We start from the raw sequence: 12,188 nt of genomic DNA, 5'->3' as shown, positions 1-12,188 counted from the left end.
ACTATTCAATAACGCCACGACATAAAAATCAAAAAAATAAGCCCATTCAATCGCCATATTCTCAATCACTTATAACATTGAATGCCGAGTTCTAAAGTCCAACGCTTTGGATCTTCAACATCACAAAAAACATCAATATTTGAGTCGCCAAATCTGGCTCTTCGTATATTTTTAAATCCAGCACTTTTTAACTCTAAACAAAGCGAGTTGTAGTCAAACATCCAAAGATGAATATTGCCAGTCAAACATTCTTTTAGAAAACTAAACATGTCTTTTTTACGATACTCCTTGCCCAGCCAAGTTATTCTCATAAATTCATGAGCTGCTTCTGGATTATTTGAGCTAATATATGCTTTAGCCATAATTTCTAAATCTGGTACTACCAATCGAAAAATTCCTCCCGGTTGAAGATGCTTGTAACAATTGGCGAGGGCACAGCGTACTTCCTCTAAGCTCATGTGTTCTAGGACATGGGAGCAGTAGAGAAACTCCACACTCTCATCTGCAACTGGTAAACCTTTGACAATATCACCATAGTGAACATTTTTGGGATAACGCCCAAATAGACCAGATGGAACTAGCTTGCCGATAACAGGTATTTTCTGTAATCTCATCAGTGGACTCATATCAAAATTTAACCAACGTTCTGGAGCGCAAAGTCCGCACCCAAACTGAGTAAAGCGACTTTCTGTTGCTGAAAACATAAATTTTTTCCAAAACTAAAGCGTTGACATGTAATTGGGTAAAATGTGGCAGGTAAGATACACGCCCTACAGGAATTTTGGATTCAATCAAGTCCCTAATATATTTAAAATTTATATCAGTTAAATATATTGGAAAAATGCCTTTTCAAGCCGATCGACACATCGCGACCAGGTGTTTTGCTTAGCATAGTCGAGTCCACGCTGGCTGTAGACTTCTCGTAATCTAGAATTTTCTTCGAGTTGGCTCAGAGTATCAACAATAGTTGCTGTTTCCTCTGGTTCAACAATAATGCCATTTGCACCCACTACCTCTGGCAAAGAAGCTCGATTAGCGACTACCGCAGGAGTACCAACAGCCATCGCTTCTAGGGCAGGTATACCAAATCCTTCATAATGTGACAAGAATAGTAAAGAAGAAGCACACCTCAAGATTCGAGGCAAATCACTATCTGGGACAACTCCTAACAATTTCACATTAGGAAATTCGCGAGTTGCTTCCACATACTTCGGTTCTGACTCTCCGGCAACAACGATTTGCAAATCAGAATGGCGATCGAGTAAAAGTTTAGCTACTTCTAACACAAAATTCCCACCCTTTTTTAAACGTAAGCCACCAATAATTAATATATAAGGAGCATCTATAGGCTTTTTAAGCTGAATGGGATTAGCAGAAGCCATTTCATAAAATTGTTGTTCGACTCCACAACCAATTACTACTATTTTATCTGGAGCTGCTCCTAGCAATTCAACCATTCGATGCTTGGAAAATTCAGAAATAGTAAAAACAATTCGGCAATTAGCCAAAGCTTTATAAATCCACTGGTTCCATTTATAACGAAACCATCGATGTTGACGAGTATTAGACCAAGGTAAATCAGGTTCAAATGCTTGAATGTCATAAATTGTAATGGCTGTCGGACAGGATGATACAGGAATATAAGTTTCCATCGGTGTAAAAAGCCAATCTGTTTTTTCGGATATAAAAACATCCATTTTAGGAAGTTGAGCTAATTTCCAAAGTCTTTCTGTAAAATTTTCCGGCAATGGGAAAGTCTTAAGAGATAAATCTCTTAAGGGTGATTTAATGTCTAATTTGTCATCTTCTTGTAACCATTGGCGAGAACATAGCAATTCTAAGTTGATTGAATGACGCGATTGTAATCCTAATAAAGTGTTATTGATATGGCGACCTGATCCTGTACATGGTAAGTAAGTCCGTCGAGGGTGAATGTAGGCAGTAATTTTCATGTTACTTAAAATTAACTATTGCTTGAAGTAGAAGAGTTTTGAATGTTTATTTTTATGACAATTTTAGGGTGCAATGCCAATATTTTGTTTAACCAAGTGCTGGCACATCTTTGGCTTCCAATCCCTAAAAAAGTTGGCAATTTTTCTGCGCTGATTTGATTCAAAAGTAAGTTTTTCATAGATAAACTAGATAAAGTAATCATCAGGTTGGGTTAACTACTTAATTGCTTTATGGTATAATTGATTGAGCCAACGGTGTTCTTTAAGGATTTTAATAAGTTTATTAATAAAATAATTTAACTTAGATTTAATGGCAATAAATAATTGGTTATTCGATGATTTTTTTGTAAAAAAATAGTTTTTGTACAAATTATAATTAGGCATACACTCATTTAATTTATATCCTGCCCAGTGCAATAAAATAATTTGCATTTTGTGATCTAATCCTCCATAATCCCATAGGTAATATTTGCCCTGTTCTTCATAAATTTTTCCAGGCTGTCGCGCCCAAGCATTTTGACAAATACTACCCATGACTTCGGCAAAATGCGCGTAACGTACAGGTTTTACATCACAACAGTAATTTATAAAAGCTTGATCTGTATTGCGGGGGTTCAGTTGTTCGCGAATTTTTAAAGCATCTTCGGCAAACTTCTCAAATTCCTCTATAGAAAATAATCCTTGGCGAGATGCCCAAAGACCTGATATAAATCCTCTTCCTCGTCCTTGTTTGATCATTTCTCGACGGAAGTTTCCGGGTTGGTAGACTTGATTGATCGCACAGTCATAATGAATAAAATCAAAGTCAAATTGTTCCGTTGCTTCAATAAGTGGTTTGAGGTCTGCTAAAACCAACTGCCGCGCATCTAAATACATAAAATATTCTAGTGATCCCCAGAAAGCTGCATAACGTCTAAACCAATAAAGACCGGTCGGAGTATAGCCTAATTCAAATGCTTTACCGATGGCTTCTAGTCGAGAGAAAGAATCATCGATATAAATTTGAAAATCGTAGTTTTTCTGCAAGGTTAGTAGGCGATCGCACTGTTCGTTAAAGGGAATTAAAATTAGTTGTAAATCGGGATTAAAAGTGCGAAAGCTGTTGAGAAATGCAAGCGCCCAATCGTAAACCTTATCATTGGCTGAAAAGTAAACACCGATACTGTTTTTTTGAAACATAATCTTCAGTTAATTGTGTATTGTTCAATTTTCAGTAACTAGATTAACTGGCATCTGCGGGTATCATTTTTCGTAGGTTATCCATCAAAAGTTCTGCCCAGCAGGGACCTAGCAGTTTAACCAACAAGGGATAAGGTACATTTCCTATGACACAGTTTTTTAAATCTAGATTACGAGCTGCTGCAAAATATTCCTGTGCTTCGTTGATATAACCCTCTCGTAAAATACCACGCCCGTAAGCCCAGAAACGTTGAGCTAAAATTTTCCGTACTTCTAGCTGTAAAGGTTTACTTGTCTGAGTTTCTATGAGTTGTTTATATTTTTGTAAAACTTGAAAGTGAAACATTGCTCCTTTGCTACTGTAGCCTCGTTGACTAATACGATTTTTATCGATATATTCACGATATTTATATACTGAACCGGGATAATACAAAAATTCCACTCCAGCCAATACCAAGCGCAGGTGAAGGTCATATTCTTGTCCTCGTGGTAGTGATGGATCGAAACCGCCAATTTCTAACAAATATTCGCGTTTGTGAAGAGGACAAGAAGTTAAAGGACTATTAGCTAAAATGTGAGCGATCGCATCTTCTTCAGGTTGTCGCGGACGCAGAGGATAATTAGGGATAGATTGATCGTGCTGATCGACCCAAATTGCATCACCATAGACAATGGCTTTAGACTCTGAAGGAAGTTGGCTGGCTTGAGCGACTTGTGTTTCTAGACAATTTTTCAACAGGACATCATCAGCATCAAGAAATTTTATATATTCACCTTGAGCTAATTGAATTCCTCTATTTCTCGCCAGTGGTGCGCCGCGATTTTCGCCAGTTTCCCAGCCAATCTGGTCACCAAAGCTTCTGATTATTGCTAGACTCTTATCAGTTGAACCATCATCAATCACAATAATCTCTACATTATTGTAGGTTTGATTGAGTGCGCTGGTGATCGCAATTTCAATAAAAGCTTGACTGTTATAGCAAGGAATAATAATTGTTACTAAATGTGACATAATTTAGTTTCGCCTAACTTTTTGATTTAAAAATAATTTATTTACTTTTTAAATTCCAACCAAAATCCTGATTAATCATTTTAAAGAAACGTTCATTGTGATAAAAAAATTATCAAAAAGCTGGTCGTACAAATTTGGATCAATTTTCTCTGTATATTTACCCGAATTAGTTTTTTGAATTGAAGTAATTTGGTAAATTGGAAGATTTAAAAAATTAAATATTTTTGCACATACATTCGCTTGATTTATCACAAAATCATCAAAGTTAATTATATTTAAATTTTCTTGAGGGAAAAAATTTAGCCAATTTTCCATTTGCTCATCATAATAACCTCGTTTACAATAAGAGTATGTGAGAAAAGCATTTGCTGAATGTTCAGGATTTTTCAGTAATTTATTAAAATCATTAGTAATCCTATCTTCTTCCAACTTTACTGCCTCTGCAAACGATACATTTTCCCTCCCACGTATTTGATTGTGATGGTAATGTGATAAGGCTCTATCAATAGGGTTTCTGACAATTAGAATAAGTTTAGCATTGGGTGTTACCTCATAAACTAATTCTGGTACACAAGGATGAATGAAAAAAGGAGTTGCATCACCTTCTAACGGTGTATAGCCGATTTGCCGCTCTACTTTACGTTTATTATATTTAGTGGAAAAATTTGCTTTATAAAAGTTTATCCCATGATTTCGATTAGAAGGATTATTAAAAAAGTGAACTTCTTTATTTAATCTATGAATGATTCCAGGATGTTTGCACAAACATTCGTAAAGTGAACTAGTGCCACTTTTCTGTACTCCGATAATATAAAAATCGGGTAAATCACCAAGTTTTAACAATGTTTTACAAAAAAATTTAGCATTACTAATGCTAGTCAATATTTGATATTTTAAGTAATTAAGTTGATTGTATTTATCCATGATTGCTAGTTTGTTATGCATCAATTAATTTTTTAAAATTTTATATAGCAAAAAATAAAAAATAGAATACCATAGCTAAAGTATAGGATTTAAATATCGTTTATTGAAATCTTATAAGCTGATATTAAAATTTTATTTATACTATCAACTCTTTGATTAGTTTGACAAAGCTGGCTAATATGCTGACGACCATATTTTCCCATTTGCTCTGCTAAACCCGGATTATTTAGCAATTTTATAATACATTCTGCCATTGCTTCATAATCAAATTCTCTTACTAAAAAGCCTGTTTTTCTATCAATTACTTGCTCAGGAATACCGTTATGAAGTGTTGAAATAATAGGTAATTCTAGTGCAGCAGCTTCAGCTAAAGAGATTCCAAACCCTTCTTGATCTCCACTGGGTGCAGTCACACTATGCTGTGCAAAAACCCAATGTTGATTAACAATAGGTAAAGCCTCTGCACGCGGTAAAGCTCCATAAAGTTTAACAGAATCATCCAACCCCAGTTTCTCAATTCTTTGTTTAACTCTTGGCATTTCTGAACCATCACCTATCAGAGAAAGTTGAGCATCTGGAACTTGCTTTTTTACCAAAACAAAGGCTTCTACTAACGCTACTGGATGTTTTTTGGGTGTAAAACGTCCAATAAATACTACAGATGGTGGTAGAGATTTGCGTTCATTCCAAGTTTTAGGAACTAGTCCTTCCAAATTAATTCCATATCTCACTACATAAATATTTTCTGATAGCGCACCTTCTAAAACTAATAATCGACGTATATGATTAGAAGCTACAATTAATGCCGAAGTGGTTTTAAAAATTTTTTTTAGTTCTTCTCTATAAGTTACATCATTTAAGGCAGAAGTAATATCTGCACCATGAAAATGCACTATAAATGGAATATTTAACTGCTCTAATACTGAATAAGCTAACGCCGCAACAGTACCAAAGTCAATATAAGCCACATCTGGCTGATACTTTTTCAAAACAGGTAGCAATGATTTATGCGCTTGTTTCAATCGTCTTTGATAAGTCCAAAATTCTCCTCGTTTTCCTAAAAAATTGTCTATCCGAAAACCTAGTTTATCAACTATTGAGCTTATAGTTAAAAATCGCACCTCATCAATTTCTAAATTCGTATTTATAGAATAGGAATTAGAATTAGTGAATATTCTTATTAATTGACCTGATTTACTCAAATTTTCTGCTAGGTCTGTCACAAAAGTTTCAGATATTAGACCAAAGTTGGCAGTTATATACGCAATTTTCATACTCTTACACTATGGAAGATGGTACAGTCAAAATCTGTTGATTTAGCGAGTTGTTTTAGTAATAGTCTAGTATTGACATTTCTTCTCGACAGATTTCTTCTATCTTTCTAAGATTTGAAGAACCAAAAAAATCTATTAAAGATATACTAGATTTTCCTTTTGGTTGAAATTGAACATTTTTTATCGGATTAATATTGTTAACAATTTTCAGCTCTAATCTAGATGCCAATGATTCTATTTCACTTACCTTATTGGCTTGAAAATTTTCATATTTTATTGCTGTAAAGTTTGATTGGTTAGCAATATAAAATTGCAAAACCTTTTTGCAACGTAATGCTAAAGTTTCAATATAGTCTCTGCCTTTGTGTTTTAAAAGAGTGCCATCTAAGACATGATACCAATTATAAGGAAATTTTTCCCTTAATTTATGCCATAAATTTAAATGTAAATCATTTAAATTACCTGGTATATCTAATCGATTTAAAATACTACGAATATTAGAGCGTGGATCTCTCAATACAAATATCTTTTTAGCAGATGGAAATCTTAAAGTAGTTTTGTTGACAAAGAAAGTAAATGTTGGATCTTTAATTATATCTTTGGAAAAGTAGTATTTGCTTTTATTAACAATTTCATCAAAGGAGTATTCTCTTTTTAATAATTTTTCCTCCATATCACCGAAAAAACAAAGAATATCAACACAGTAAGTAAGATTTGTAGCCTCTCCTAATAATGCCGTAACAGCGGAAGTTCCAGATTTCTGATTGCCAAACACAAAAATTGGGTTTGGGTTTATTTGGGATGTATAGCATCGCCATGAGTTTTGGACTCGGTAACAAAGAGAAGACAAGCTACGACGCGGATTGTCTATAAAATTAAAATATTTAGCAGACGCAGATTTGATCATACTGAATAATTTTTTTTCTCATTTTTTTGTCATTAATTAATTAATTAATTAATTAATTAATTAATAATTAATTAAAGTAGCTAGTTGATTGAACTAATATTTTTTTAATCTTTTCAAAAGAATGTTCTTGCAAAAAGTGTAGGATGCTTTGATTTTCTATTGCTGGGCTGAGACGGGCAAGCTCCTCAATTTTCGTAGCTATACTTTGAGCATCTCCCTCGACAGCAGTTTTCCAGTTAAATTTATTAACAGTTTTTTGCATTATAAATCCCTTATCAACAATGACTGGCTTGCCATGCGCCATTACTTTAGTCAAAATGTTACTACTAAATGGAAAATTTTTATAGTGTAAATATACAATATCTGATAAATTAATTAATGCTGAAAATTCATTTTCATTTTTTATGAAATAATTAATATCTATATAGGAACTTTGTGCAAGCCTTTCTTGCTTGCCGATGAGTTCATTTATAAATAAATTATATTTTTCTAGATCTTGATCACTTTTTTGGGGTAATTTAAGTTTACCTAAAACCAGAATAAAATATTTATTCAAATCTAATTTAGAAACAGACTCTAAAAATAATGGAAAATTTTTCCTTGGGGTTAAGTTTCCTAATAGCGAAACAATTTTTTTGCCTTGAGAAGCTTGTGCGATTTGATTTAACAAGCCTTGATTGATATCATTGCTTTCAAAGCTTATTGTATTAATAATTTCAGGTAAATGAAGACAATTTAAATGTTTAAATCGTTTGATAAGAAAGCGTTGATAAAGTGGTTGAAGAACAAGAATTGCTTTGCAAGAATGCAATGAAAAATTTTTCTCTGCATTGAATCTTAGTCTACTTTTCTCGTGTCCATCTGTAATTTTTAATTTATAGGATGGAGTAATTAATAATCCAATCCATTGCTTAGGAAAAAAAAATCTAGAAATTTCTACTGGAACAGCAGGCATCATGGAGTCTGTGTGGTGAAAAAATACTGGTGTTTTTCTATCTAAGTTAGACATTATTCTCCTAACAGTGATTAAATTAATTAAGGAAGCAAATTTAATGTATTTTTTTAAAGGTATTTTGTTCAAAAAAGAATCTATAAACATTAAAAATCGACGTAAAATTTTATCTATTAATTTCACCTCTATATCAATAACCTTGGTATTTTCAATATTAATTTTTTCAATATTTTTTTTTAGTAACTCATTATTTGCACAACAGGCATAAACAAGATCGTATTCTTGAGTGAGCATAGAGAGAATATTCATAAAATAAAATTCTGCGTGTCCGCCTCCATTTTCTCCTAAAATACACAAATCTATTAAAAGTATTTTTTTTATTTTCACTGAGTTATAGTCAGATTGATTGAACACTATTCTTTAAAAGTTTGCCCAAGCGCCTGCTGCTCCAATTGCATATAAGCGAACTGTAGTTAAGCACTGAATCTGTAGAGGGGAATCATATCACCCCATTCCTTCATACAGTTTCTATTGATAAAATCCGGATAAATAGAGAGCGATCGCATATTTTTTTGACTTCCTAGAAATTGAATCGATTACAGGGCTTTACCCAACTAGCTCTAAGCAGCGATCGCATCATAATCAATGAGGCAAATTACTTGACCGCTTCTAGATTAAGACTCACAGGATAGTACTTTCCGTTAATTAAGGCTTTACGAGCCGAAAAATCATCAAAAGTCGTTAATTCACAGGAACCTGGTTGCCATTCTTGAACTTGCTTAAATCCCGTCTCGATCAAGAGATTTTTTAGGCTTGTCCTGTTAAAGGCTGTCAAGTGAAAGTTGAATTTATAGTTTTGACCTCCCATGAGCATACGAAGAATGGTATTAATATCACTATTATTATCGTTGTAAATATTCAGTAGCAAATCAAAATCAGGCACAGATAAGCGCAAGGTTCCGCCTGTATTCAACACTCTAAACCACTCGTTTAACACTTTCATAACCTTACTATGAGGAATATGCTCCAGGCAATGACATGCATATATCAGATTTACGCTATTGTCTCTAAAAGAAGCCAGATTGTCTATTGCGCGTATGTAATGTACATGGGGAGCAGGTAAGCCATCAATGTTAATGAACTTTGGATGATTAATAGAACCACACCCTAAATGTAACTTGACTCCTTCGTTTTTCAACTTGGGAAATGGAGGGCGCAGAAACTGTCTTTGAAGCTTTCCGTAAGCGGTTTTTGCTTCAAGCTCAAATGCACGCCATTGAGAACGATACTTGTTACGAAATGATGTCGTTAACAACCTCACGAAAGATATCATTTTCAAGAAAACTCCCAGTAATGTTCTACGGCTATAGTAGTTCTATTTTGAGTAGGTGGAAATTTTGAATTGTAAACATCGTTATCAACTATTTCAAGCGTGGCTATATTTTCCTCCCAACATAACCATTCAGCCATTGGAATAGCTAAGCCTAAACTAATCAAATAATTCCCAGAGGCTAATGGTAGACAAGGAATAATACAGTCTGTATACGATTCTCCTTCTGGAATCGTAAGTTCTAATCCACTAAGAGGTCGAGTAGAATATTGAATTAGCTTATTTCCAAAAGGTGTAGAAATTTCTAATACTACTGAACCATTAGAAATATTTTTAGGTGAATAGTAATGAATCCTAATTCTTAGATAGTCCCAAGTTTTAGTAATTAACTTAAGCTGAGAATCTCTATTTAGTAAAGACAACTCAAGAATTTGAAAGTTATTATAGTTGATTTCTTTTTTGTTTTTCTTAAATAGGGTTCCCGGTGAATAAACATTAAGTATTTGAAATGACATTAAATAATGGCTAATAGTTTTTTTGACTGAGCCAATGCAATCAATCTGACCAGCCTTAAGATGAATTCCTTGATTGCATAAACTTCCAATAGTTCCCATATTGTGGCTGACAAATAAAACAGTTCGCCCTTCTTTTCCTACATCTTCCATCTTTCCTAAACACTTCTTCTGAAACTGAGCATCCCCAACTGCCAAAACCTCATCCACCACCAAAATCTCCGGTTCCAAATGCGCCGCCACCGCAAACGCCAACCGTACATACATCCCCGACGAATACCGCTTCACTGGCGTATCCAAAAACTTCTCCACCTCAGCAAAAGCAACAATCTCATCAAACTTCCGCTTAATCTCCGCCTTACTCATCCCCAAAATCGCACCATTGAGATAAATATTCTCCCGTCCCGTCAACTCCGGATGAAACCCCGTCCCCACTTCCAATAAACTCGCCACGCGCCCCTTAATCCGGATACTTCCTGTTGTCGGTTCCGTAATCCGACTCAAAATCTTCAACAGCGTTGACTTCCCCGCCCCATTGCGCCCAATAATCCCAACCCTGTCCCCCTGCTGAATCTCAAACGACACATCCTTAAGCGCCCAAAACTCCTCAACCGTCGGGTCAGACTCCCCCTTCCCCAGAGGCTTCAGTAACCTGCGCCCCACCGACTTCGCCCCATTCGCAATAACATCCCGCAGCGCCGTATACCGTTCCTGCTTCTGGTGACCGATAATGTACTTCTTCCCTAAATTTTCGACCCGAATTATCGTATTAGACATACTGCAAAAAAACTGCTACCTATAGATGCAAGGCTTTGCTAATTTATCCGGAAAAATACAAAAACAGACTATTTATTTAAATAACTGAATTCTTTAAATTAAAAACGATCACGCTAATCAAGACCTGACTAAATCACGTCCGCAAACGTGCGTTCTACCTTTCGGAAATACCAAATCCCACTGGCAAACAACAGCGCCACTAAACCCAGCGACAAGGCAAACCCTGGTAAATACAGCTTCGACTCTCCCCCTAAAATCGCCCAGCGGAAGCCATCAATCACCCCCACCATTGGGTTAAGCGAATAAATAAACCGCCACCCTTCTGGCACCAAACTACTACTAAATCCTACGGGCGAAATATATAACCCAAACTGCACGATAAACGGCACAATGTAGCGAAAATCCCGATACTTAACATTCAGTGATGCTAACCACAACCCCACTCCCATTGACGCCATAAACGCAATGCCAATAAACAACGGTAGCGTCATAATCCGCCAACTTGGTACGAAATCATACCACGCCATCAATCCCAGCAAAATTATCCCCGAAATCATAAAATCGACGAAACTGACAATCACTGCACTCGTTGGCACGATTAAGCGGGGAAAATACACCTTAGAAATTAAATTGGCATTAGTAATTAAACTATTACTACATTCAGAAAGGGAGTTAGCAAAAAACTGCCAGGGTAACATCGCTGCAAACACCAAAATTGGATAGGGCGCACCGGCTTCCGACGGCAATTTGGCAATTTTGCCAAACACCACCGTAAACACCACCATCGTCAGAAGCGGTCGAATCAGCGCCCAAGCAATCCCAATAATTGTCTGCTTATAGCGCACCAGAATATCCCGCCACGCTAAAAAGTAAAACAACTCTCGATAGCGCCACAGGTCTTTCCAATACTGCTGTTCGGTGCGACCTGCTTCAATGACTAATTCTGTTGGTTGAACCATGGCGATTAAAGTGCTGAATGTGTTCCATGGATTACAGCTATCTGTTGCTAAACTCCGTAAACCTATTCACATCCTGTTGACTCGATCCGGATAAAATTGCTCAAGTAAACTCCTTTTTGCCATGGCGAGGAGGAAGTCGCAGCTACACAAATGTATGCGAAGCCTTCCCCAAGGGCAGTCCGCCTGCGCGGACTAGATTATAAAGGGGGTGGCTAACCCGAATTTGGTATGATGACTGTTTAGGCGATATTATCCAAGCTGTAATTCGACTGGTCAACAGCGATCGCGCCTACTCAATCTCAGCATCAGTTGCTCCGATACGTTTAGCTACGTTGTCGGGACGATGGCAAAACTAGAGTAGAGACACGATATGTCATGTCCCTAATAGGATTGAATCTAGGGTTTATAGT

11 protein-coding genes are annotated in these 12,188 nt (G+C 35.8%); all 11 read right to left on the bottom strand.

Translation table 11 applies throughout. The annotated features are described in order from the left end of the window. Positions 1-65: 65 nt before the first annotated feature. On the bottom strand, positions 66-704 hold the full coding sequence (locus tag RIB93_RS11450; RefSeq protein ID WP_446372902.1) for a class I SAM-dependent methyltransferase: 639 nt from the start codon (positions 702-704) through the stop codon (positions 66-68). Between the two features lie 120 nt (positions 705-824). Continuing rightward, positions 825-1,952, bottom strand: a complete 1,128-nt coding sequence (locus RIB93_RS11445; RefSeq protein ID WP_446372901.1) for a glycosyltransferase family 4 protein — start codon at positions 1,950-1,952, stop codon at positions 825-827. A gap of 216 nt (positions 1,953-2,168) precedes the next feature. After that, positions 2,169-3,131 (bottom strand): hypothetical protein, encoded by a 963-nt coding sequence (locus tag RIB93_RS11440; protein WP_446372900.1) that lies wholly within the window; start codon positions 3,129-3,131, stop codon positions 2,169-2,171. Between the two features lie 43 nt (positions 3,132-3,174). Continuing rightward, positions 3,175-4,143: a glycosyltransferase gene (locus RIB93_RS11435; RefSeq protein WP_446372899.1), complete on the bottom strand. Its 969-nt coding sequence runs from the start codon at positions 4,141-4,143 to the stop codon at positions 3,175-3,177. Between the two features lie 75 nt (positions 4,144-4,218). Beyond that, entirely contained in the window at positions 4,219-5,067 is an 849-nt protein-coding gene (locus RIB93_RS11430; RefSeq protein WP_446372898.1) for a sulfotransferase domain-containing protein, read from the bottom strand. Positions 5,068-5,156: 89 nt separating this feature from the next. Beyond that, positions 5,157-6,341 (bottom strand): glycosyltransferase, encoded by a 1,185-nt coding sequence (locus tag RIB93_RS11425; RefSeq protein WP_446372897.1) that lies wholly within the window; start codon positions 6,339-6,341, stop codon positions 5,157-5,159. A gap of 55 nt (positions 6,342-6,396) precedes the next feature. Beyond that, complete coding sequence (locus RIB93_RS11420) at positions 6,397-7,248, bottom strand: hypothetical protein (RefSeq protein WP_446372896.1); 852 nt, start codon at positions 7,246-7,248, stop codon at positions 6,397-6,399. 67 nt (positions 7,249-7,315) lie between these two features. Continuing rightward, the gene (locus tag RIB93_RS11415) at positions 7,316-8,587 is read right to left on the bottom strand and encodes a hypothetical protein (protein WP_446372895.1); all 1,272 of its coding nucleotides are present in this window, start codon (positions 8,585-8,587) and stop codon (positions 7,316-7,318) included. A gap of 268 nt (positions 8,588-8,855) precedes the next feature. Next, complete coding sequence (locus RIB93_RS11410) at positions 8,856-9,533, bottom strand: class I SAM-dependent methyltransferase (RefSeq protein ID WP_446372955.1); 678 nt, start codon at positions 9,531-9,533, stop codon at positions 8,856-8,858. Positions 9,534-9,535: 2 nt separating this feature from the next. Then, positions 9,536-10,819 carry an ABC transporter ATP-binding protein gene (locus RIB93_RS11405; RefSeq protein WP_446372894.1) on the bottom strand — a complete coding sequence of 428 codons (1,284 nt, stop codon included), beginning with the start codon at positions 10,817-10,819 and terminating at the stop codon, positions 9,536-9,538. A 128-nt stretch (positions 10,820-10,947) separates the two neighbouring features. Then, a complete protein-coding gene (locus tag RIB93_RS11400; RefSeq protein ID WP_446372893.1) occupies positions 10,948-11,778 on the bottom strand; it encodes an ABC transporter permease in 831 nt (276 codons plus the stop codon). Between the last annotated feature and the right edge of the window lie 410 nt (positions 11,779-12,188).

The sequence above is a fragment of the Coleofasciculus sp. D1-CHI-01 genome (assembly GCF_040218875.1).
GTDB lineage: Bacteria > Cyanobacteriota > Cyanobacteriia > Cyanobacteriales > Coleofasciculaceae > Coleofasciculus.
This window is presented reverse-complemented; position numbering and strand designations above follow the sequence as displayed.

Excerpts from the sequence above, each read along its gene's own strand:
- RIB93_RS11450 (WP_446372902.1), bottom strand. The coding sequence starts at position 704 with ATGTTTTCAGCAACAGAAAGTCGCTTTACTCAGTTTGGGTGCGGACTT.
- RIB93_RS11445 (WP_446372901.1), bottom strand. The coding sequence starts at position 1,952 with ATGAAAATTACTGCCTACATTCACCCTCGACGGACTTACTTACCATGT.
- RIB93_RS11440 (WP_446372900.1), bottom strand. The coding sequence starts at position 3,131 with ATGTTTCAAAAAAACAGTATCGGTGTTTACTTTTCAGCCAATGATAAG.
- RIB93_RS11435 (WP_446372899.1), bottom strand. The coding sequence starts at position 4,143 with ATGTCACATTTAGTAACAATTATTATTCCTTGCTATAACAGTCAAGCT.
- RIB93_RS11430 (WP_446372898.1), bottom strand. The coding sequence starts at position 5,067 with ATGGATAAATACAATCAACTTAATTACTTAAAATATCAAATATTGACT.
- RIB93_RS11425 (WP_446372897.1), bottom strand. The coding sequence starts at position 6,341 with ATGAAAATTGCGTATATAACTGCCAACTTTGGTCTAATATCTGAAACT.
- RIB93_RS11420 (WP_446372896.1), bottom strand. The coding sequence starts at position 7,248 with ATGATCAAATCTGCGTCTGCTAAATATTTTAATTTTATAGACAATCCG.
- RIB93_RS11410 (WP_446372955.1), bottom strand. The coding sequence starts at position 9,533 with ATGATATCTTTCGTGAGGTTGTTAACGACATCATTTCGTAACAAGTAT.
- RIB93_RS11405 (WP_446372894.1), bottom strand. The coding sequence starts at position 10,819 with ATGTCTAATACGATAATTCGGGTCGAAAATTTAGGGAAGAAGTACATT.
- RIB93_RS11400 (WP_446372893.1), bottom strand. The coding sequence starts at position 11,778 with ATGGTTCAACCAACAGAATTAGTCATTGAAGCAGGTCGCACCGAACAG.